At 69.7% G+C, this 22,327-nt stretch carries 19 protein-coding genes; 10 read left to right on the plus strand and 9 right to left on the minus strand.

The features are described 5' to 3' along the window. Positions 1-97: 97 nt before the first annotated feature. Positions 98-1,312, plus strand: coding sequence for a lytic murein transglycosylase (locus tag EYW49_RS06580; RefSeq protein WP_228259520.1), 1,215 nt, complete (start codon positions 98-100; stop codon positions 1,310-1,312). 19 nt (positions 1,313-1,331) lie between these two features. On the opposite strand, the gene EYW49_RS06585 is transcribed toward EYW49_RS06580, so the two are convergent. Next, positions 1,332-2,555 carry a Stf0 family sulfotransferase gene (locus EYW49_RS06585; protein ID WP_131307440.1) on the minus strand — a complete coding sequence of 408 codons (1,224 nt, stop codon included), beginning with the start codon at positions 2,553-2,555 and terminating at the stop codon, positions 1,332-1,334. A 322-nt stretch (positions 2,556-2,877) separates the two neighbouring features. On the opposite strand from EYW49_RS06585, the gene EYW49_RS06590 reads away from it, so the two are divergent. From EYW49_RS06590 to EYW49_RS06610, 5 genes are all read left to right on the plus strand, one after another. Next, the gene (locus tag EYW49_RS06590) at positions 2,878-4,071 is read left to right on the plus strand and encodes a hypothetical protein (protein WP_131307442.1); all 1,194 of its coding nucleotides are present in this window, start codon (positions 2,878-2,880) and stop codon (positions 4,069-4,071) included. Beyond that, the gene (locus EYW49_RS06595) at positions 4,068-4,892 is read left to right on the plus strand and encodes an ABC transporter permease (protein ID WP_131307444.1); all 825 of its coding nucleotides are present in this window, start codon (positions 4,068-4,070) and stop codon (positions 4,890-4,892) included. The genes EYW49_RS06590 and EYW49_RS06595 overlap by 4 nt, the downstream gene beginning before the upstream one ends. Further along, positions 4,889-6,145, plus strand: coding sequence for a hypothetical protein (locus EYW49_RS06600; RefSeq protein WP_131307446.1), 1,257 nt, complete (start codon positions 4,889-4,891; stop codon positions 6,143-6,145). The genes EYW49_RS06595 and EYW49_RS06600 overlap by 4 nt, the downstream gene beginning before the upstream one ends. Beyond that, a complete protein-coding gene (locus EYW49_RS06605) occupies positions 6,145-6,924 on the plus strand; it encodes an ABC transporter ATP-binding protein (protein WP_228259521.1) in 780 nt (259 codons plus the stop codon). The genes EYW49_RS06600 and EYW49_RS06605 overlap by 1 nt, the downstream gene beginning before the upstream one ends. A 67-nt stretch (positions 6,925-6,991) precedes the next feature. Beyond that, positions 6,992-8,041 carry a hypothetical protein gene (locus EYW49_RS06610; RefSeq protein WP_131307448.1) on the plus strand — a complete coding sequence of 350 codons (1,050 nt, stop codon included), beginning with the start codon at positions 6,992-6,994 and terminating at the stop codon, positions 8,039-8,041. Here EYW49_RS06610 and EYW49_RS06615 read toward each other — a convergent pair. After that, positions 8,028-9,047, minus strand: a complete 1,020-nt coding sequence (locus EYW49_RS06615; RefSeq protein WP_131307450.1) for an SAM-dependent methyltransferase — start codon at positions 9,045-9,047, stop codon at positions 8,028-8,030. The two genes, EYW49_RS06610 and EYW49_RS06615, sit on opposite strands and share 14 nt — an antisense overlap. 82 nt (positions 9,048-9,129) lie before the next feature. Continuing rightward, entirely contained in the window at positions 9,130-10,461 is a 1,332-nt protein-coding gene (locus EYW49_RS06620; RefSeq protein ID WP_228259522.1) for a glycosyltransferase family 4 protein, read from the minus strand. Between the two features lie 198 nt (positions 10,462-10,659). Between EYW49_RS06620 and EYW49_RS06625 the strand changes: the two genes are divergently transcribed. Beyond that, positions 10,660-12,000 carry a glycosyltransferase gene (locus tag EYW49_RS06625; protein ID WP_165498155.1) on the plus strand — a complete coding sequence of 447 codons (1,341 nt, stop codon included), beginning with the start codon at positions 10,660-10,662 and terminating at the stop codon, positions 11,998-12,000. Here EYW49_RS06625 and EYW49_RS06630 read toward each other — a convergent pair. The 5 genes from EYW49_RS06630 to EYW49_RS06650 all read right to left on the minus strand — a co-directional run bounded on the left by EYW49_RS06630 (position 11,961) and on the right by EYW49_RS06650 (position 17,688). Then, complete coding sequence (locus EYW49_RS06630; protein WP_131307454.1) at positions 11,961-12,884, minus strand: FkbM family methyltransferase; 924 nt, start codon at positions 12,882-12,884, stop codon at positions 11,961-11,963. The genes EYW49_RS06625 and EYW49_RS06630 overlap by 40 nt on opposite strands. A 71-nt stretch (positions 12,885-12,955) precedes the next feature. After that, positions 12,956-13,381 (minus strand): hypothetical protein, encoded by a 426-nt coding sequence (locus tag EYW49_RS06635; protein ID WP_131307456.1) that lies wholly within the window; start codon positions 13,379-13,381, stop codon positions 12,956-12,958. Continuing rightward, positions 13,378-15,585: a glycosyltransferase gene (locus EYW49_RS06640; protein ID WP_165498156.1), complete on the minus strand. Its 2,208-nt coding sequence runs from the start codon at positions 15,583-15,585 to the stop codon at positions 13,378-13,380. Before EYW49_RS06640 ends, EYW49_RS06635 begins: the two co-directional genes overlap by 4 nt. Then, positions 15,582-16,418: a hypothetical protein gene (locus EYW49_RS06645; RefSeq protein WP_131307460.1), complete on the minus strand. Its 837-nt coding sequence runs from the start codon at positions 16,416-16,418 to the stop codon at positions 15,582-15,584. The genes EYW49_RS06640 and EYW49_RS06645 overlap by 4 nt, the downstream gene beginning before the upstream one ends. A 109-nt stretch (positions 16,419-16,527) precedes the next feature. Further along, positions 16,528-17,688: a polysaccharide biosynthesis/export family protein gene (locus tag EYW49_RS06650; RefSeq protein ID WP_228259527.1), complete on the minus strand. Its 1,161-nt coding sequence runs from the start codon at positions 17,686-17,688 to the stop codon at positions 16,528-16,530. 316 nt (positions 17,689-18,004) lie between these two features. On the opposite strand from EYW49_RS06650, the gene EYW49_RS06655 reads away from it, so the two are divergent. From EYW49_RS06655 to EYW49_RS06665, 3 genes are read left to right on the plus strand one after another with little or no spacing between them, the layout of a single operon-like run. Then, a complete protein-coding gene (locus EYW49_RS06655) occupies positions 18,005-19,429 on the plus strand; it encodes a cytochrome P450 (RefSeq protein WP_131307464.1) in 1,425 nt (474 codons plus the stop codon). Then, on the plus strand, positions 19,426-20,301 hold the full coding sequence (locus EYW49_RS06660; RefSeq protein ID WP_131307466.1) for a lysophospholipid acyltransferase family protein: 876 nt from the start codon (positions 19,426-19,428) through the stop codon (positions 20,299-20,301). The genes EYW49_RS06655 and EYW49_RS06660 overlap by 4 nt, the downstream gene beginning before the upstream one ends. Positions 20,302-20,337: 36 nt before the next feature. After that, positions 20,338-21,162: an SDR family NAD(P)-dependent oxidoreductase gene (locus EYW49_RS06665; protein ID WP_131307468.1), complete on the plus strand. Its 825-nt coding sequence runs from the start codon at positions 20,338-20,340 to the stop codon at positions 21,160-21,162. On the opposite strand, the gene EYW49_RS06670 is transcribed toward EYW49_RS06665, so the two are convergent. Continuing rightward, positions 21,146-21,976, minus strand: coding sequence for a CDP-alcohol phosphatidyltransferase family protein (locus EYW49_RS06670; protein WP_131307470.1), 831 nt, complete (start codon positions 21,974-21,976; stop codon positions 21,146-21,148). The genes EYW49_RS06665 and EYW49_RS06670 overlap by 17 nt on opposite strands. Between the last annotated feature and the right edge of the window lie 351 nt (positions 21,977-22,327).

Genomic DNA, 22,327 nt, shown 5'->3' on the forward strand with positions numbered 1-22,327 from the left:
GAGCGACCGCGCGGCGGCTCGATCCGAGCCGCCGCCGCCCGACTCCCCGTCGCGCGCCGTCCGTTCCCGCCGCATTCGGGCCCGCGAGACGAGACCCATGAACCGCATGCCCCTGGCGACGCTCCTGACGATGGCCCTGGCGATCGGCGGCGCGAGTTCCGCGGCGCTCGCCGACACGTCCTGCCGCCGCGAAGGCTTCGAGGCGTGGCTCGCCGGGGTCAAGACCGAAGCGGCGGCGGCCGGGGTGTCGCGCGCGGCGATCGAGGCGGGGCTCGCCGGCGTCACCTTCGATCCGTCGATCGTCCGGCGCGACCATGGTCAGGCGGTGTTCCAGCAGACCTTCCTGCAGTTCTCCGACCGCATGGTGTCGGCCGACCGGCTGACGCGCGGCGCCCGCCTGCTCCAGACCTATGCCGGCCTGCTGCGGCGGATCGAACAGGAATACGGCGTGCCGGGACCGGTCTTGGTGGCCTTCTGGGGGCTCGAGACCGACTTCGGCTCGGATCTCGGCAAGTTCAATGTGCCGACCGCGGTAGCGACGCTGGCCTACGACTGCCGGCGCGGCGACATCTTCCGGGCCGAGCTGATCGACCTCCTGCGGATCGTCGAGCGCGGCGACCTCAAGCCTTCCGAAATGGTCGGCGACTGGGCCGGCGAGCTCGGGCCGATGCAGTTCACGCCGTCCGACTATTTCCATTATGCCGTCGACGAGGACGGCGACGGGCGGCGCGACCTGATCCGCTCGGTGCCCGATGCGCTGGCGTCCGCCGCCAATTTCCTGAAGAATCTCGGCTGGCGGCGCGGCGAGCCGTGGCTCGAGGAGGTGCGGGTGCCGGCCGAGATGAACTGGGCCGAGGCCGATCCCGAGATCGCCCACGAGCGCGCCGGCTGGCGTGGCCTCGGGGTGCAGCGCGCCGACGGCAGCGCGCTCGCCGCCGGAGGGCCGCCGGCCTGGCTGTGGCTGCCGATGGGCCGCAATGGCCCGGCCTTCCTCGCCTATCCGAATTTCCAGGCCTATCTCGGCTGGAACAAGGCGATGGTCTATTCGACCACCGCGGCCTATTTCGCCACGCGGCTGGCCGGTGCGGCGCCGGTGTCGCACGGCCGCGGCGCGCCGGCGGCGCTGGCCCCCGAGCAGTTGCGCCGCCTGCAGGGCCTCCTGGTCAAGGCCGGCTTCACCGACGAGACACCCGACGGGCGCCTCGGCCAAGCGACCCGCAGCGCGATCCGCGCCGCTCAGGTCAAGGTCGGACTGCCGGCCGACGGCTATCCCACCGCCGAACTGATCACCGCGCTCGAGTCCCGGCGCTGAGGGCCGACGCCGGCGCGGTTCACTCCGCGTCGGCGCTGATCCAGACCCGCTGGGTCCAGACCTCGTAACCGTCGGAGAGCCGCGACGCCTCGGAGAGCGGACGCAGGGTGATCACCCGCGCCCGCGTGTCCTCGAAGGTCAGCAGCCACGGCACGGTCACCGTCGAGGGACTGTACAGCGAGAGCTTCTCGGTCACCCCGTCGACGTCGATCTTGACGGTGCCCGACCAGGGATGACCGAGGAATTCGATGAACAGGCGGGCGAAGGTGGCTTCGAGGCGCAGGCTCGCTCCGGGAGTCAGGCGCACCGCGATGCCGTCGAGAAAATGCGGCCGCTCGTCCCAGAAGACGTCGCCCTCGACCGCCGCGAGGCGGCGCAGGTCGAGCTTGCGGATCACCGGATGGTGACCGGCGTGGTCGCCGAGGAAGCGCGAGAACAGATCGACGTCGCGCCGACTGGTCATCTGCTCGATCAGCGGCCACAGGATCTCGGCGACGTCGTGATCGGAGCGGCGGCCGGCGGCGAGATCGGCGGCGAAGCGTTCGATGAACTCGGCGGCGTTGGGATTGCCGATCGACTGGTTGAGGAGACCGGGCGGCAGCGCCTCGCCGGGCGCCACCCGATCGACGGCGGCCGGATCGACCACCGCCAGGATGCGCCGCATCGTGCCGCCGTAGTCGTCGATCAAGTCCTCGTAGACGACCGGCACCGAGACGACGCCGATCCGCCGCAGGTGATCGTTCCAGCGGGCTTCTTCCACGGCGAGATCGACGAAGGTCGCCCAGATCTCGTCGAAGTCGTAGACCGGTGCCTTCTCGATCGCCGGCAGGTCGCCGTAGACCCAGATGCCGGTCTTGCGGGCGAGCACCAGCGACACCGCCTGATCGATGGCGTGGCGGCGGCTCAGGCGGATCCACACCGCGTTCGGCAGCCAGTCGGCGAAGTCGCGGGCCTCGATCTGGCCGGCGATGGTCTCGAGGAACAGTTCGTACTGGGCGAGGTTCCACTTCACGCCGTAGTGGTCGAGACCGGCGTGACGGGCTTCGAACTCGCTGCGCAGCTCCAGGATCGACGGTGGCTGCGGCAGATCCGGGCGATTGGCGCTCAGCCGGTTGTAATAGCGCGATTCCTGGAAGAACTCGGTGGCGTCGGCATAGCCGAGGCGGTGGAGGAGTTCGCACAGGAGATTGGATCCCGACCTGAGCGTGCAGGCGATGACGATCGACTTGTTCGGGCGGCCCATGAGGCTCCATTCGGCGGGCGAGCGAGGGCGATCGCACCGCGATCCGACTGGGTCGGACGGCGCTCTCGAGGGCGGGAGCGCGTCGTCGACGAAGAGGTGGGTGCCGCAGCCCGGCCGGCGCGGCGGTTGATCGGGCCGATTGGACCGTGTCGGTCGGTATCTGTCCAGTCCCCGGCTCGGAAACAAAGGCGCCGACGCCCGATCGCGACGATGGGCCACGGGACGACGGCGCCCGGCACGCCCGGTGCCGAAAGGTGACCGGGGGGCGAATATCGGGTACCCTGACGGGTGCGTCGTCGTCGACCGGAGAGACTGGACGAGTATGAACCGTATCCTGCGGAGCGCGTCGAGGACCGTCGCCGTCGCCACCGACCGCGACCCCGCCAATCGTGCCTCCGAAGCCTACGTCGCGCTGGTGCGGATGCGCGCCCGCATCACCCGATGGGTGTTCGTGCTCGCGGTGATCGTGCCGACCCTGTCGGCGGCGGTGTTCTACGGTGTCCTGGCCGGACCGCGCTACGCGTCGGAGGCCCGTTTCATCGTGCGCTCGGTGTCGAGTTCGCGGATGAGCGGCATCGACATGCTGTTCCGCTCGTTCGGCCTCGCCAAGACCGTCGACGACGCCTTTCTGATCCAGAAGTTTCTGTTGTCGCGCGACGTGGTCGCGGCCCTGCCGGCCGAGGGCGTCGACATCCGGGCGATCTTCACTCGCCCGGAGGCGGATCGGCTGTCGCGCCATCCCCGGATCTGGCGGACCGATTCCAACGAGGCGCTCTACGATTATTTCCTCGACCACATCTCGGTGCACGAGGATTCGGTCAAAGGCATCCTCAGCCTTCGTGTGGTCACCTTCCGCCCGCAGGATTCCCAGCTTCTGGCCAATACGCTGCTGCGCATGGCCGAGGCGATGGTCAACCGGATGAACGAGCGGGCGCAGCAGGACGCCATGGGCGGCGCCCAGACCGAGGTCCGGCGCGCCGAAGACGCGGTCCTGGCGGCCCAGGCCGAAGTCACCGCCTTCCGCAACCGCGAGGTCCTGGTCGACCCGTCCAAGTCGATCGTGTCGCTGATCGAGACGATCGGCAACCTCAACACCGATCTGGCCTTCGCCTCGGTACAGTTGCGCGAGCTGCAGTCGTCCTCGCCGAACAATCCCAGCATCCCGTCGCTGAAGGCCAAGATCGCGGCGCTCGACGAGCGGGTGCGGCTGGAACGCGCCAAGATGACCGGCGGCGACGGCTCGCTGGCGAGCAAGGTGGCGATCTACGACCAGTTGGCGCTGCGCCGCGACATCGCCGACAAGAGCCTCGCGGCGGCCCTCGGGGCGCTGGAGACGGCCCGCCAGGAGGTGCGCCGCCAGCACATCTACATCGAGGAGGTGGTCTCGGCCAACCTGCCCGACGAATCGACCGAGCCGGAGCGGCTGCGCTGTCTGTTCACCGTACTGGTGCTCGGTTTCTCGGTGTTCGCGGTGGTGTGGATCGTCACGGTCGGCGCGGGGGAACACGCGCAATGAGCCTCGCCGCTCCCGACCCGATCCGCCCGGTGCCGCCCGGCGATTTCCTCGCCTCGCTGGCGGTGCAACGCCGGGTGATCTCGGCCTTGATGATCCGCGAGGCGCTGACCCGCTTCGGCCATGAGAACCTCGGCTTCTTCTGGGTGATGGGCGAGCCGCTGATCCTGACCCTCGGGGTGATGGTGGTGTGGACCTTCACCGGCGGCACCCATGGCCATTCGATCGGGGTCATCCCCTTCGTGCTGTCGGGCTATTCGTTGCTGACCCTGTGGCGCCACATCGTGTTCCGCTCGGTCCATGCGATGCGCCAGAACATCGGTCTGGTGTTCCATCGCAACATCCGCTTCCTCGACATCCTGGTGGCGCGGGCGATCCTGGAGAGCGTCGGCGGGCTCGCGGCCTTCTACATCGCCTATGTGCCGCTGGTCCTGCTCGGGGCTCTCGAACCGATGGAGGATCCGCTGATCCTGCTCTCGGCGTGGATCCTGATGTCGTGGTTCTCCTTCGGCTTCGGGCTGATCCTGGCCGGCCTGACGGAACTCTCGGAAGCGGTCGAACGTTTCGTCGGGCCGATCATGTACCTGTCGCTGCCGGTCACCGGATCGTTCTACATGGTGGCGTGGCTGCCGGTGGAGGCCCAGCGCATCCTCGCCTGGTCGCCGCTGGTCAACGGCTTCGAGATGTTCCGCTGCGGCCTGTTCGGGTCGATGGTCGAGACCGCGTGGGATCCGGTCTTCCTGCTCGTCAGTTGCATCGTCACCACCGCGATCGGTGTGACCCTGGTGCAATACGCGCAGAAGCACGTTCGGATGGAATCATGAGCCGCGACACGCCCACCATCGTCCGCCACGAGACGCCGTCGCTGGCGCCGCCCGCCGAGGTCGGCGCGGCGCGGCCGCTGCGGCGGATCGAGATGTCGGCGCTCCTCACCCCCGAGGACGAGACGGAGTGGACCGAGGCCGACGGGGCACCGCCGACGCGTGCCGGGTTCCTGCGGCGCAACGCCCTTTTCCTGTCGCTGTTCGTGGTGCCGGTGGTGGCGGCGACGGTGCTGTTCGGATGGATCGCCTCCGACGTCTACGTCTCGGAAGCCAAGTTCATCGTGCGGGCGGCGGCGCACGGCGGCGACGGCGGCGGGCTCGCCATTCTGATGCAGACCCAGGGCATGTCGCGCGCGGTCGACGAGACCCATGCGGTCGGCGAATACATCCTGTCGCGCGACGCCGCCCAGTTGCTCGCCCACGACGACGGGCTGCGCGAAGTGATGGCGCGGCCGGAAGCCGACGTGTTCTCGCGCTATCCCGGCCCCTTCGGCAAGGTCAACGACGAGCAGTTCTACCGGGCCTACCGGCGCATGGTCGACGTGTCGGTCGACACCTCGACCGGCATCTCGCTGCTCGAGGTGCGTGCGTCGCGACCGGACGACGCCACCCGCCTCGCCGCGGCGCTGATCGCCAAGGGCGAGGCCTTCGTCAACCGCCTCAATGCCCGCGCCAACGGCGACGCGATCGGCTTCGGCGAGGCGCTGGTGGCCGAATCGCGGGCGCGCATGACCGACGTCGAGAAGCGGCTCGCCGACTATCGCAATCGCGAGATGGTGGTCGATCCGGGGCGCGAATCGGCCGACACGCTGGCCGCGCTGGGTACCCTGGTCACCGAGATCTCGCGCCAGGAGGCGAGCCTCGCGCAGCAGCTGGCGATGGCCCCCGACAGCCCGGGGATCGCGCCGCAGCGCGAGAAGATCAAGTCCTACCGCGAGGAACTGGCCAAGCGCCAACGCAGCGTGGTCGGCGGCCCGGGGTCGATCGCCGGCAAGCTGCAGGGCTACGAGATGCTGATGCTGGAGCGGGAGCTGGCGGCGCGGTCGCTCGGCACGGCGATGATCGAGCTCGAGAAGGCCCGCCAGGAATCCCAGTCGCAGCGCATCTATCTGCAGACCATCGTGGTGCCGAGCAAGCCCGACCAGCCGACCCTGCCGCGGCGCCTGACCGACATCCTGTTGGTCGCCGGCCTCGCCTTCGCGGTGTGGTGGATCGCCCGGACCTTCGTCGCCTCGACCCTGGAACATCGCTGATGGCCGATGCCCTGCCCCTGTCGTTGCGCCGGCTGGTGCCGCCGATGATGCGGACCCGGGTCGGGCCGCCGGTGATGCGGCGGGCGCATCTGCCGCCCAAGGTCTGCGACGTCGACGGCGGCGCGCGGCCGACCATCCGCCTCACCGGCATCGTCAAGGACTACCACACCCAGATCGGGGTCCGGCGGGTGCTCGACGGCATCGGCTTCGAGATCGGCGCCGGCGAGAAGATCGCGGTGCTCGGGCGCAACGGCGCCGGCAAGTCGACGCTGGTCAAGATCATCGGCGGCGTCGAACCGCCGACCGCCGGCACCATCGAGCGCGGCCTGTTCATGTCCTGGCCGATCGCCTTCGGCGGCGGCTTCGAGGCGACGATGAGCGGCGTCGACAACATCCGCTTCATCGCCCGGGTCTACGGCATCCCGGTCGCCGACGCGGTGGCGGCGGTCGACGACTTCGCCGAGCTCGGACGCCACCTGCTGCTGCCGGTCAAGACCTATTCGTCGGGGATGCGGGCGCGCCTCGCCTTCGGCCTGACGCTGGCGGTCGACTTCGACTGTTTCCTGATCGACGAAGTGATCTCGGTCGGCGATCAGCGCTTCCAGCGCAAGTGCCACGAGGAACTGTTCATCAAGCGCAAGAATTCGGCGATGATCCTGGTCAGCCACGACATCGGGATCATCCGCCAATATTGCGACAAGGCCCTGGTGCTGAAGGCCGGCCGCGGGCGGGTGTTCGACGACCTGGACCTGGCGATCAGCATCTATTCGACGCTGTGAACGCGGGAGCGCCGGTGCGCCGACGGACGAGGAGCGGGCGGCTCGGGGCCCGCGGAGACGAGACGCGATGCTGATCACCACCCTGGGGCCGCCGTCAGGATATACCCAGTGGGGCCTCTATCTCCTGCGGATCATGACCGACGTGGCGCTGGTCGACGTCGACTACGTCACCGCGGTGGAGATCGCCGGGCTGCGCGAGGCGTGGTCGCAGCGCACGCGGCCGCATCTCTTCTTCTTCTCCGACTGCCCGGAACGGCAGATCGTCGACGTCTTCGTCCAGGCGCGGGCGCCCGCCCTGGTGTTCCTGGAGGATCCCGAGGACGTCGTCGGTTTCATCATGCGGGAGCGCGAGATGGACTGGCGCTGGGCGGTGCGCCTCGCCAACCAGTGCCTGACGACGATCGCCGACTTCGTCGCCGAGGAGTCGACCCTGTTGATGCACCGGGAGGTGGCGTCGAGTTTCGCCGATTTCTTCGGCGTCGCCGCGGCCCAGTTCGGCATCACCCTGGAGGCGACGCATCTCGCCGAGATCATGCGGCGGGTCGACCCCGGCGGCGAGCTCGGTCCGAGCGACGAGGTGGAGGCCGGCTTTCTCGCCCTGTGGCCCCACGCCCGGCCGCGCGGTCAGGCCCTCGAGGGCCTGTCGGCGGCGGACGAACGGGCGATCGCGCCCTTGTTGCGCACACTCCGCGAGATGTCGGAAGGGCGGCTGCCGACCCGGGTGCACTGGCCGCTCGAGATGTTCATTCCGGGCGGACGGCCCGACGACAGTGTGGACGGACCGATCGACCTCCTGGGCCCGGCCCGCTGTCTCGTCTACGGGCCCTATCTGAGTCTGCCGCAGGGCCTGTGGGAGCTCGAGGTCGAGTTGGAAGTGGCTGAGAACCTCTCAGGCAACCGGCTGGAGGTCGACATCTTCCATGGCACGGTGCTGGTCGCCAACAATTTCGCGCTGCCGGCCGCCGGACGTTTTTCGGTGCGCGCCAGTTTCGACGTGTTCGAGCCGCGCGAACCGGTGCAGCTGCGCATTTCCACCTGGGAAGGCGCCATCGAGGGGATCCTCGAGCTGCGCGGCACCCATCTGGTGCGGATCGGCGAGGCGGTCACTCCGCCTTGACGATCACGAGACCGAAGCAGGTGCTGACGAAGCCGTCGATGGCCAGCTTGAGGTGGGCGGTGTGGGTGCCCCAGGTGCCCTTCATGTAGTCCGACATGTCGTGGGCCCAGGGCGGCACGTCGACGAAGCGATCGAGCGGCTTCATCCCGACGTCGAAATCGAGTTCGGCGACCTGGTGCCCGGCGGCCCGCAGGCGTTCGGCGATCGCCGCGAAGTGACGCTTCTGGAAGAGCACGGTCGGCCAATTGTCGATGGTCTGGCGATCGTCGAGGAAGTTGAACTCGGTGGTGTGCACCGAGAGCCCGCCCGGGCGCAGCGTCGCCAACGAATTGGCGATGAAGTCGAGGCCGGCGGCGATCGAGCCGAGATGTTCGAAGGCGCAGATCGACCAGCAGAAGTCGTAGTCCTGAAGATGCTTCGGGATCGCCGTCATGTCGACGAATTCGAGACGGGCGCGCCGGTCGAAGGTGGCGCGGTCGACCAGATCGGCCTTGTAGGCGTGATCGAGGGTGGCGGCGTGCTGGGCGGTGCGCAACCAGCCGGCGGCGGCGGACTGCTGCGGTTCGAGATCGGTGACGGTGACGTCGACGCCCCGGGCGGCGAGATAGCTCGGCAAGGGTTCCATGCCGCAGCCGAAGCCGAGGCCGCGGGCGTTCTCGCGCAAGCTGCCGTGCTCCCAGATCGCCTGGAGCACATAGGCGAATTCCCAGAGCTTGCGATGATAGACGAAGGGCAGCTTGAGCTCCTGCAGCCACACCGCCGCCCACTCGCTCTCCAGATCCGCCTGGGTGGAGGGCTTGGAGCGCAGGCCGACGTGGCGGGGAAACAGACCACTGCGCACCGGCAGGGACTGGGCCAGCGAATGGGCCAGTTCGTAGCCGAAGTACTTCACGCTGAGGGCGAGCGCATCGAGGTTGCGCAGCTTCATCATCAGCGGGTTGAGATTCGGCCGGGAATCGGGGCCGATCAGCCGCACCAGGGCTTCGAGATCCACAGGGTTGGTCATTCGGCATCCTCTGGCAGGTCGGCCGCCCCGACGGCGGTCGGCGATTCGAGCGGCGCTCCGGAACCTTGGCAGCGTCGGCGCGTCACCGCAATCGATCCCACAGCGCGGTGAGCCGCGCGCCGTAGGCCTCGGGCGAGAAGGTCGCGGCGCGGGCCCGGCCGCGGGCGGAGAGGTCGGCGCAGAGCGCCGGGTCGCTCGACAGCCGACGCATCGCCGCGGCGATGTCGCCGGGATCGTAGGGGTCGACCAGGAGCGCCGCGTCGCCCGCCACTTCGCGCATGGCGCCGCGATCGGAGGTGATCACCGGCGTGCCGAGCAACATGCTCTCCAGGATCGGCAGGCCGAACCCCTCGTAGAGCGAGGGAAACACCACCGCCTTGGCGCCGCGGATGGCGCTGACCAGGAGGCGGAACGGGGCATAGTCGAAGCGCCGGATCCGCGCCCCCTTGGTCGCCGCGGCCGGCCCGAGCTCCTTGCGCAGACGGGTGCTGTCGTCGATCAGCCGGACCTCGTCGTCGGCCTTCCAGCCCTGCGGTCCGAGCACGAACAAGGGCTCGTCGAGCCCGCTGGCCAGATAGGCCTCGACCAGCCGGCCGACGTTCTTCTTCGGCTCGATCGCCCCGAAGAACAGGAAATAGCCCTTGTAGGGCAGGCCGAAGGCGCCCTCGACCTCGGCGGCGACCTCTTCGTCGCTCTTGTCGAGGAGACCCTGCGGCATCGACACCGCCTGATAGGTGTTGGTCACCTTGTCGGGCGGGCAGCCGAGCAGTTGCACGATGTCGTCGCGCGAGGTCTCCGAGACGGTGACGATGTGATCGGCGTCGGCGACGATCCGGCGCATCAGGCGCAGGTAGTAGGCCTTGTCGTCGAGCGTGGTGAAGGGCAGCCGCAACGGCACCAGATCGTGCATCGTATAGACGTTGCGGGCGCCGGGCAGGCGCACCGGCAGCGGATAGGTCCAGTGGGCGACGTCGATCGGGCGATCGTGGCGAACCCGGGTGAAGCGGCCGGTCAGCGCGAAGGCGATCTCGGCGATGCGGAACAGATCGGTGGCATTGGAGATCCGGTCGAAGCTCGGCAGCCGGGCGCCGTGGCCGTCGAGGACGACCGCGCCGGTGACCGGAATCGGAAAGGTCGGGACGCCGAAGGGCCGCGGCAGATGCCGGCCGATCGCCGCCATCGCCGCGCCCCAGCCGGACGACGGCGTGGTCGGATCGAAGAAGGCGATCTCGCGCAGCAGCGACGAGCGCGCCGGCCGGCTGTGGGCGAGGCCGTAGAGCACTTCGGTCTCGCAGCCCAGCGCCTGGGCGGCATGGCTGAGATTGCGGGCGTAGGTGGCGACGCCGGTGCCCTTGGGCAGGCCGAGATTGAACCCGTCGATCAGGACGCGGCGGCGCGGTGCGGCGGTGGTCATGCGGTCTCTCCCGGGCGACCCGATCCGGCGCACCGGGGACCGGCGGTCGACGGAGCGGTGCCGTGCCGCCCGATCGCTTGTCGGATGGCGGGCGAAGTGTCAAGAGAAACGGGCGGCGCGACTCGCCGCGGCGGATGCGGGGCGTCGCCGGCCGTCCGGGCGGCTCGCCCTCCCCGCCTCTCGCGAACCGGTCGGACCATGCCGTCAGCCATCGCCTACGACGTGACGCGCCTGTTCCTCGGCCCGCTGAGCCGGACGCCGCGCGGCATCGACCGGGTCGATCACGCCTTCGCCCGCCATTTCTTCGATCACCCCAGCCGCGACTGCGTCGGCGTGTTGCCGACCTTCTGGGGCATGCGGGTGTTCTCCGGCGACCGGGTGCGGGCCGGGCTCGACCGGCTCGAGGCGCTGTTGGCGGAGAACCGGCGGCTCGACCAGGACAAGGTGTGGGCGAGCCTGTGCACGGCGCTGGCCGGCGGCCCGGCGGTCGACTGGGCGGCGGCGTGGAACCCGGGCCTGTGGCGCCAGACACGGCGGATGGGGTCGCTGCTGGCGGCCACCGGCTTCTCCTTCGGCCGGCCGGTGCGCCGGGCGGTGCCGCCGGGCGCGGTCTATCTCAACATCGGCCACACCGCGCTGACCGTGCCGCTGCTCCTGCGCTGGCTCGACGCGCGGCCCGACGTGCGGCCGGTATTCATGCTGCACGACGTCATCCCGCTCACCGCGACCGACCTCGTCGAGGCCGAATCGACCCGCCACCATGCCACCATGGTCGCCTCGACGGCGCGCTGGGCGGCCGGGCTCCTGACCACCACAACCACCGCCCGCGACGAGATCCGCGCGGCGTTGGCCGAAGCCGGGCGCCCGGACCTCGCCACCGTGGCGGCGGCGCTGCCGCTCGCCTCGGTGTTCGGCGGGCCGATCGCCGCCGAGCCGCGGCTCGCCGGCATCGATTATTTCGTGATCTGCGGGGCGATCGAGCCGCGCAAGAACCACGACCTGCTGCGCGAGGTGTGGAAACGCCTGGTGGTGCGCCACGGCGCGGCGACGCCGCATCTGGTGGTGGTCGGCTCGCCGGGATGGTTGGGCAAGTCGATCGTCGACCGGCTGACGCGGGCCCAGGCGACCACCGGGCTCATCCACGTGGTGTCGGGCCTGTCGTCGGCGGCGCTGAAGCGACTGTTGGCCGGGGCGCGCGGGCTCTTGATGCCGTCGCACGCCGAGGGCTTCGGCCTGCCGATCCTGGAGGCGAGCGAGATCGGCATCCCGGTGATCGCCTCGGACATTCCGGCGCACCGCGAGATCGGCGGGGCGAACGTCGTGCTGATCGATCCGATCGACGGGCCGGGCTGGGTGGCGGCGATCGAGGCGCGACTGGCGGCCGATCGCGCCGCGCCGCGCGGCACCCTGCCGGCGGCCGTCGACGCCGATCAGGCGGCCTATTTCCGCACCATCGAGGCCTTCCTCGACGGGCTGACGCCGAACGACCGGCCGCCGCCTCAGCCGCGCGGGCGCGGCGCCAGGACGATGTTGTCGTAGGACAGCGCCCCCAGCGCGGCGCGGTCGAGCGGCGTTCCGGACGGCTCGGCGAGGCGGAAACCCGGGGTCTGGCGATAGGCGTCGAGGCCGAGCTCGTCGAACAGGGAGACCATGTCGTCGGCGGTATAACCGGCCGAGGTCATCTGCAGCGGCGCCCATTCCATGATGATGCGCAGGCCGGGCGAGCGGGCGACGACCTTGCGGGCGCCGGCGAGCACCGCCCATTCGTGGCCTTCGACGTCGATCTTGATCAGATCGACCACCTCGCCCTCGGGCAGGAGATCGTCGAGCGGCTCGACGGCGACGGTGTAGACCGCATCGGTGGCGGCGATCGGCGCCGGCCGGCGGCCGACCAGGGCGCCGTTGGCCGAGCGGTTCTTCGGCACCACCAGATCGAGTTGGGTGGAGGCCGCACCGACGGCGCAAGGGTGGATGGTGATCGGCGCCATCGACCAGTTGATCGCCACGTTCTTGCGCAGGAGTTCGATACAGGCCGGATTGGGCTCGACCGCGTAGACGCGACCGGACCCGGTGCGGCCGATGCGGCTGCCGAGCAAGCAGGTGAAGTAACCGAAATTGGCGCCGACGTCGACGAAGACCATGTCCTTGTGGGCGTGAGCCCAGGTCATGGCGCTGAGGTCGGCCTCCCACTGGCGGTAGACGATCAGCTGCGGTCCGATGATCAGATCGAGCGGATCGATCAGATATTTGATGCCGTAGAGGGTCTGGACCAGCATAGAGCCGTCGGGCATCGCCACGCCGAAGGGGCCGACGAGATCGCGGACCTCGCGCAGCGTGCGCTGCGAGGTGGCGAGAGCCACCTTGATGTCGGCGACTTCGCGCTTGAGGTCGGTCAGGAGCGCGAGGACTTCGGTCTCGGACATGGCGGGCTCCCGCAGGCTGGTTCCGTGGATCGTTCGAGTCGGATCGGCCCGAGGGCGCGGCCGGAGCCGGATCAACGGTCGGATTCGCGACCGACGAACCAATGGTAGCCGAGGGAGGCCCCCTGCTCGTCGCGGTCGCCGGTCAGGCGCGTCATGGCATCGTGCAGCGTGTTCGTCAATCGGGCGTGCTCGGCCTCGGCGGCGAGCACCGCGGCCAGCGCGTCGGCCACCGCACGAGCGCGTTCGCGAGCCCCGACCGCGTCGCCGCGCCGGCGTCGCGGCGTCGAGGCGGCGGTATGGCCGCGCCGGGCGATCTCGGCGAGGCGATCGGCCAGCGCCGGTTCGCCGTCGAGCGCACCCTCGCGCAGGATCAGCGCGGCGAGCAGTTCGGCCCGCGACCCGAGCAGGGCAACGATCCCGTCGACCTCTTCGGCGGCGAGACCGCGTCCGAGAAACTGGGTATGGGCGAATTCGACGAGTTCGGGCAGCGGCGTCACGGGGTCTTCCTCCGTTCGGCGACGGCGCGGGCGTAGACGCGCTCGATGCCGTCGACCATCGCCTCGACGGTGTAGTCGGTCTCGTAGAGACGCCGCGCCGCCGCACCCATGGTCCGGCGGCGGTCGGGATCGCGGGCGAGGTCGACGAGATGGCGGGCGATGGTCGCGACTTCCGTACCGTCGAAGGGCACCAGGAAACCGGTCTCGCCGTGGCGGACCACCTCGGCAAGGCCGCCGACCGCGCCGGCGACCACCACCGCGCCGGCCGCCGCCGCTTCGATCGCCACCAGGCCGAAGCTCTCGTAGCGGCTCGGCATCACCACCACGTCGCACTTGGCATAGAGATCGTCGAGGGCGCTGCGCGACAGCGAGCCGACGAAGCCGACGCGGGGATCGTCGACGAGCGCGCTCGCCCCTGCCGCAGCGAAGATTGCGCGGCCTTCGGCGTCGAGGTCGTCGCCGGCGAACACCACCCGGGCGCCGGGCACTTCGGCGAGCAGGCGGACCAGCGCCGCGGCGGCGACGTCGATGCCCTTGCGCGGCTCGAAGCGGCCGACCCAACCGACCAGGAAGCCGTCTGCGGCGCGCGCCGTGCGGCGGGCGGGCGACGCGGCCAGGGGATCGAGGGTGCCGTGCGGCACCACCGCGGCGCGATCGCGGAAGGTCACGCCGTAGGTCGCCTCGAGGTCGTTCACGATCGCCTCGGAATTGGCCAGGATGGTCGGGGTGCGGCGGAGGAGATCGGCCTCGTGGGCGATCATCCGGCGCACCATGAAGTGCTCGTACAAGGGCCGCGCCGACCATTCGGGCTTGAACGGCTTGGCCAGGGCATAGGTCGTGTGCAGGCTCATCACCACCGCGGCGTCGCAGCCGTCGAGCAGGGCGGCGCCTTCGACGTCCCACACCGGGAAGGACACCACGTCGACGCCGAAACTCGCCAGCGAGGCGACCTCACGGCGCACCGCCGCGGCCCAGGCGGCGATGTTCGGCGGCAGGTCGAGATCGGCGGCGACGACCGCGCCGCCGGCGTCGTCGGGGTGGATCTCGTGGCGCCAGAAGCCGTCGCGGAAGGCGATGTTGCGCTCGCCCTGGGTGCCGGTGACGACGTGCACGGCGTGCCCGCGCGCCGCCAACCCGCGCGCGACCATCGAGGTCCAGCGGGCGATGCCGGCATCGTTGGCGGGCGGGAAGGAGCGGCTGACCAGGACGATGGTCAGCGCGTCGTTGGGCCGCGGCATCGGTAGGAAGGCCACGTCTTCGCTCGACACGAGGTCGCCGGTGGTGCGCCCGGCGGCGGCGCGGGCCCGTTCGAGCCCTTCGGCGATGCCCCAGCCGAGATCCTGATCGAGCGAGCTGCGATGTTCGGCCGAGATGTCGGAATGGGTGAACAGCCAGGCGTTGGAGCGCAGGATCTCGTCGCGATAGGCCTCGAGCTGGAGCGCGGCGCGATCGGTCTCGGCGCGGGCGCCGTGATGCTGGACGAAATAGGCCTTGCTCACCGACGACGGGTAGAGGGTCTTGGGAAGACGCCGGACGTTACGGATGTGGGATTCGGCGAACTGGTGGAACACCAGGGCGCGCGGCGCATAGTGGATCTGGTGGCCGGCATCGACGATGCGCAGGCAGACGTCGGTCTCGTCGAGGAGATAGACGAAGGTGTGGTCGAAGCCGCCGATCTCCCGGAGGATCGACCGACGGAACGACGAATTGGTGCCGAGCAGGCTCGGATAGGCCGGCGTGCCGGGAAAGCACAACGGCCGCTCGTCGAACAGCGGCGACACCGAATGGGCGTTGCCGAAGCGGTCGCAGATGGTCTTGCGGACCTGGAAGCGGACGCCGGTGTTGTCGATGGTGAAGCCGCCGACCGCCCCGACCGCCGGGTCGGCGTAAGGGGCGGCGAGCTCGATCAGCCAGTCGGGATGGGGCACCGCGTCGTCGTCGATGAAGGCGACGATGTCGCCCGCCGCCGCCGCGATGCCGATGTTGCGCGACATCGACAGATTGGCTTCCGCGCAGCGCCGCACCTTGATCGCCCCGGCCTGGGCGGCGAGCAGCGCGGCGGTGCCGTCGGTGGAGGGGCCGTCGACCACCACCACCTCGAAGGCCGGCCCGCGCAGCGCGCGCAGCGCCGCCAGGGTCTCGGCGAGCCAGGCGGCGCGGTTGTAGGTGTTGACGACGATGGTGAAGGTCAGGTCCGTCGTCATCGGCGCCATCCGCTTTCGACCAGCAGCGTGAGGAGATCGCGATTGGCCGTCACGAAGGCGGGATGGCCGATCAGGCGGTCCACGATCTCGGCGAGGCTGGCATTGGCGGCCAGCAGATCGGCGATCTCGGCGAGGTGGGCGGGACCGCGCCCGAGCAACAGCGCGACCAGCGCCTCGACGTCGGCGCGCAGCGGCGGCACGGCGAGCGGCCGCGGATCGGGAACGCTCCACCAGCCGGCGACCCGGGCGAGTACCGCGGGATCGGCCGGCGCGCCGCGGCGGCGGGAGACGAAATCGATGTGGACGGCGAGGTCGGCATCGCGATTGCCGAGCGCCAGGGCCGAGCGGTACTCGAGCTCGGCATCCACCCACTTGTCCTGTTCCTTCAGGCAATGGGCATATTGGACGCGGTAGCCGGGATGGAACGGGAAGATCTGCAGCGCCCGCCAGAAGGCGTGTTCGCCGGCGCCCCAGTCGCGGCGATCGCGGGCCGCGTCGCCGTCGCGCACCGCGGCCCGGAAGCCGGCGTCGAGGCCGGCGAGGCGAAGTGTCGCGGCGACCCGGCGGCGGCGGCCGACCAGCACCTGCGGCACCCGCCGGGCCACGGCCTCGATCGCCGCACGGCCGCCGTGGCCCTCGAGCGCGCCGAGATGATCGGCGAGTCGGGACACGAAGGCGTCGATCTCGGCGTCGGCCTCGGCCGCCTCCCAAGCGCGCAGTTCGGCCTCGTCGAAGCCCCCGCCGCCGCCGAACAGCGCCGCGGCGACCTCTGCGGCCTTGGCGCCGGACGCCTTGGCGCTCGCCCTGGTGAACCTCGACAATCCGATGCGCATGATCGACCCCGCCGGTGGCCCCGCGAATGATGCGCTGCAAGCCTTCGTCGATTCGACGGCCGAGGGCAATCGTTCTCGCCACGACATCGGGCCGCGGCGCACGTCGAAATCAGTTGGCCAAGGTGCGGGCGGTGGCGGCCGGGGAGGCCGTCATCTGTACCAATTGCAAGATCTTCTGGAGATCGTTGATCGGCGCCGTGGCGATATAGACGATGTCCTTGTTCTCGACACGGACCTGCCGGGCCAGGAAATAGGTGTTGGTATCGCGCATGTCGACCCGGTAGACGACGTTGATCCGGTCGACGCCGGGGGCGATCGGGTAGGACGGATCGATCGCCCGGACGGTCTCGGCGGTCTCCGAGCGCAGCAGGAACACGCCCGACGGATCGGCCTGATACTCGAGCAGGCCGCCGGCCTTGGCGACCGCCTCCTCGAGCGAGATGCCGAGGGCGTCGAAGGTGACCAGCGCGTTGCGGCCGCTGGCGCCGAAGGCGGTGAAGCTCTGGGGCGAGCGGGTCAACGTCAGGGTGTCGCCGGGCCACACGAAGATGTTCTCTTCCGGCGAGGTCAGCAGCACCTGCATCGGCACGGTGGCCGAACGGCCGCCGCGGGTCAGGGTGATGAAGGTCTCGTGGACCGGCGAGCGGATGCCGCCGGCGGTGGCGACGACGTCGAGGATGCGGTCGCCGCGCGACGACAGCGGCACGCGCGCGCCTTGGGTGACTTCGCCGGCGACGGTCGCCGAATTGGACAGGTTGCGACTGATCGTCACAAGGACCTGCGGCTCGATGGCCTTGCCGCTCAGCGCCTTGACGACGCGGCGCTCGACCTCGGGCGGGGTCAGTCCGGCGACCTGGATGCGGCCGGCATAGGGCACGGTGACCGAGCCGTCGCGGGCCACCACCTGCTCGGGGATGGTCGCGGTATGGGATCCGGGCGAGGCGCGGTCGATCACCGGGCTCGAGAACAGACCGCCGGCGGCGGCCTCCCATATGGTCACCAAGAGGGCGTCGCCGACGCCGATCACCTGTGAGGGGGCGGGGCGATGGTCGGCGAATCGGCCGTGGAAGCTCGCGCCGTTCTTGCGCGCCAGAATGCCGGCGACGCGGGAATCGAGGCGGGTGACGAGATAGCCGTCGTAGTGTTCGTTGGGCGCGCTCTGGGCGGTACCGGCGACGTCGGAGGCCGAGGGTCCCTGCCCGGGCAGCGTCGAACAGCCGGCCAGCCCCGTCGACAGACAGACCACGAGCGCCGTCACGACACGTCGCACGCGGGCTTCCGATGCACAGCTGTTCATACCCACTCACAATTCCGATGGGGTTCCCGGGCGAACCGGCCGAAGACTCGCAGATGCGACGCCGCCGGGTCAATCGACCCGCCACCGCGGAGCGACTGTAGCCGAGGAGTGTTGCCAAGTCGCTACAATTGGTCGGACCGGCAATCGGGGTGCGGCATTTGCGGCAATCGGACCGGCGATCGACCGGTGCAGGCCGCCGCCGTCGCGGGCCGCCTTGACGACTTCGCGGCCGGCGATGTCGAATGACGCGGCCGGTGCACGCGACGCCGCCGTCCTACGCGAGGCCGCCATGTATTTCGGACTCTACGAACCGCCGCCGGTGGTCGAAGAACACGGAGACGAGTTGTTCGTCCCGGCCTATCCGCGGCCCCTCACGAAGCCGGCCGGCCTGCTGCAGCTGATGCTCGGGGCGCGCTACAATCTGCTCGGTTCGTGGCTCGAGGACCATTACCGCAGCGGGGTCGATTCGTTCCCGATCCTCGGCCGCCAGATCGTGCTGGTGAACGCGCCCGAACACGTCAAACACGTGATGGTCACCCGCAACGACATCTACGAGCGCAAGAGCCCGCAGATGCGCCGGGCGCTCGAGGTGCTGATCGGCGACGGGCTGTTCATCTCCGACGGGGCGACCTGGGCGAAGCGCCGGCCGCTGGTCGCCGACATCGTCCACAAGAAGCGCCTGCCGGAATTCGCGCCGACCATGGAGGAGGTGACGCGGGCCGTCGCCGACCGCTGGGCGGAACTGCCGGCGGGCAGCGAATTCGACGTCACGGTGGAGATGGCCCAACTCACCGCCGAGATCATCGCGCGCACGGTGTTCGGCAGCCGCCTCGGGCAGGCGGCGGCGCGGCGGGTGATCGACGGGTTCACCACCTATCAGGCCTCGGTCGATTCCTTCAATCTCGGCTATTTCCTCGGCGCCGACGACGGCTGGCCGCTGTTCCAGGGGCCGCGCAAGCGGCGGGCGGTGGCCGAGGTCCACGCGGTGGTCGAGGGGGTGATCGAAGCGCATCTGGCCGGGGCCGGCGACGCCGGTTCGATGGTGCAACTGCTGATCGAGCGCAATCGCCGCAACCCCGACCTCGGCCTCGACGTCACGGCGCTGCGCAACGAGGCGGCGACGATCTTCATGGCCGGCCACGAGACCACCGCCACGACCCTGACCTGGGCGTGGTATCTGCTCGCCAACGCGCCCTGGGTCGAAGAAGCGATCCATACCGAGATCGACACGGTGTGCGGGCTCCGCGACGCGACCTTCGCCGACCTGCCGCGCCTCGATCTGTGCCGGGCGGTGATCCAGGAGACGCTGCGGCTCTATCCGCCGGTACCCTTGCAGCCGCGTCAGGCCGGGGCCGCCGACCGCATCGCCGACGTCCAGGTCGAGAAGGGGGCCCTGGTGATGGTGGTGCCGTGGCTCCTCCACCGCTCGCCCGATCTGTGGGAGCGGCCGCACCACTTCCTGCCGGAACGCTTCACCGACGGCACCCGGATCGATCCCTTCGCCTATATCCCGTTCTCGGTCGGGCCGCGGATCTGCCCGGGGCTCAACTTCGGACTGAGCGAGGCGATCCTCTGTCTGGCGATGCTCGCCCAACGCTTCCGGGTGATCCCGCGGCCGGGGCGCAAGGTCGAGCCGGTGTGCCGGCTGACGCTGCGGCCGCTCGGCGGTCTGCCGGCGACGATCGAGCCCCGGGCGCGAAAGGCCGCGGCATGAATGGCCCCCTGCGGGCTCTCGTCGATCATTGGCATCTGATGATGTACCGGCTGATGGCGCACGGACCGATCGGTCTGTCCTCGTGGCTGGGGTCGGTCATCGTCGGCATCAACATGCGGATCAACCACCGCGACGCCATCGACGGCGCCCGGCGCAATCTGGCGATCCACCACCCCGAGGCCGATGCCGCGACGATCGAGGCCGGCGTGCGGCGCTACATGGACAACATCGGCCGGCTCTACGGCGAATTCGCCGTGCTGCACCGGATGGTGCCGGAGGGCCGGGTCGAGATGATCGGCTTTCACCCCGACTCTCCGGAGGAGGCGGGCCAGCCGATCCTGGCGATCGTCCTGCATCTCGGCAATTGGGAGGTGATCGGTGCCGCGCTCGAGCACGTGGGGCGGCGGGTCGCGAGTTTCTGGGATCCACCGAAGACGCCGATGCAGCGCCGGATCGTCGAAGAGTCGCGGACGCAGGTCGGCATTCGCCTGCTGTCGCCGGACCTCGCCGGGCTGCGCGACGCCCTCGCCGAACTGAGGGCCGGCGGTCTGGTGGCGATCTTCGGCGACGAGGCCCGCTCTGGGAAGACCATGGCACCGCTGTTCGGCCGCCCGCCGCACCTCTCGGGCAATCTGTCGATCGCGGCGCGGCTGGCGCGCAAGACCGACGCACGGCTGGTGGTGGCCCATTGCGAGCGGCTCGACGGCTGCCGCTTCAGGATCCGGGCCGGCGAACGGTTCCGGCTGCCGGAAACGCCGGGGCGGACGGTGCTCGACGACGTCGCCTTTCTCAACGCAAAGATCGAACCCGTCATCACCGCCCACCTCGACCGCTGGTATTATCTCGACGATTCGATCGCGCCGATCGAGTGAACGACCAATCCTGTGCGCGATCCGGGAGTGACCCCCATGCAAGCATCGCAACAAGGAACCGAGCGCCGACCGGTGGCTCTGATCTCCGGCGGCTCGAGCGGCATCGGACTGGCCTGCGCCGAGATCCTGGTGCGGCGCGGCTACGCCGTGGTGGTGGCGGCGCGCGACCCCGACCGGCTGGCGGCGGCGGCGCGCCTCGGAGCGATCGAGGGCGCGGCGGTCACCACCCGGCGCCTCGACGTCACCGATGCCGCGGCCTGCGCCGAGACCGTCGCCGAGGTCGTGGCGAGCCACGGCGGCCTCGACTGGCTGCTGACCTCGGCCGGCATCGTCGAGCCGGGGATGTTCCTCGACGGCGATCCCGCCGGCCCTCGCCGCGAGATGGAGACCAACTATTTCGGCACGCTCAATCTGGTCCGACCGGCGGCGGTGGCGATGGCGGCGAGCGGCGGCGGGCGGATCACGATGATCGCCTCGGCCGCGGCGTTCATCGGCATCCTCGGCTATTCCGGCTACGGCGCCTCGAAATTCGCGGTGCGGGGGCTCGGGGAATGCCTGCGCGTCGAGTTGGCGCCGAAGGGAATCTCGGTCAGCGTCGCCTTCCCGCCGGACACCGATACGCCGCAGCTGGCCGGCGAAGCCCTGACCCGCCCCGAGGCGACGCGGCTGATTGCCGAGGGCACCGGCGTGTGGGCGGCGAAGACGGTCGCCGAACGGCTGATCGCCGGGGCCGAGGCCGGGCGCTTCATGCTCGTGCCGTCGCGCCAGTTGGCGCTGCTCGGGGCGCTGGCCAGCCTGATCGCCCCGGGATTCCGCTGGCACCAGGGCCGGATCGCGGCGAAGTTCAGCGCTCGTCGTTGACGTCGCCGGAGCCGGCGGCGCCGGCGGCATCGCGTTCCCGCCGGGCGCGGTCGTCGTCGGCGCGCAGCACCGGCGCATAGTCGAACACCACCCACAGGAAGGTGGCGAGGAAGGCCGCGCCGGTGAAGGCCACCGCCAGGTCGCACCAGGTCATCGCCACGCCGGCCAGCACGAAGTGCGGGGCGCCGAAGAGCGCGATCAGCGTGTTCATCGCGACGATCGCCAAGCGGATCTCGGTCGGCCCGGAATGGGCCACGGTGACGTGGAACTCGCCGGAGACGTGGACCCGCACGAAGACGTAGATCGACAGCATGTGGTAGGTGGTCAGGGCAAACAGCGCGACGCGCAGATCGACCCACGGCGACAGGCCGATACCGACGCCGATCATCAGATTGCCGACGGCGTCGATGTTCTGATCCAGGAAATATCCGTAGCGCGGCCGTTCGACGCGGCGGTGGCGGGCGAGCGAGCCGTCGAGCGAATCGCCGAACCAGTGGATGGCGAGTCCCAGAGAGGCGAGCCAGACGAAGGCCGGCGACAGCCAGCAGGCCGCGTATCCGGCCATCGTCACAACGGCTCCGAGTATGCCGAACGCCGTCAGGTGATCGGGAGTGACACGATCCGGAATCCACCGCACCAACAGGGTGAGCGCGCGCCGTTCGAGTTCCGACAGGGGACTGGCGTGGATACGCTCGGTCCGGGGCGCCATGACGGTGTTCAAGTCGATGTTCTCGATCGCGTTGTGCCGTTCTGGAGTTTCGGCCGACTCGGACGTCGTCGCAGGGTACAACCAAGGGCGACGCGGCAGGAACATTTCTGCTCCATGAGTCGCGTGCGGATCAATAGCCGGAACTACAATTTTTAAGGACAATGTAATAAATTACAATCCTGAATTGCATCACACTGATCAATTCTCGTCAATATTTCGACCAGATCATGACGAAAGCGAGAAATCGACGCATCACCTCGAACATTGCCAACCTTGACTGATTTCCCTCGAGTCGAGGCCGTCTCTATCTGCCTTTCACCAACTGGACACGTATGGTGTTGGCTGTTACCAACGCCGAACGCTGACACGCCCGCTTTAGCGGAATCTGAACGCATGGGGCATGGATGGCCCAACCACCGGCGCCGGATCGATGATGACGCGCAGCGCCCCGAGAAC

The organism is Siculibacillus lacustris, assembly GCF_004328075.1.
Lineage (GTDB): Bacteria > Pseudomonadota > Alphaproteobacteria > Rhizobiales > Ancalomicrobiaceae > Siculibacillus > Siculibacillus lacustris.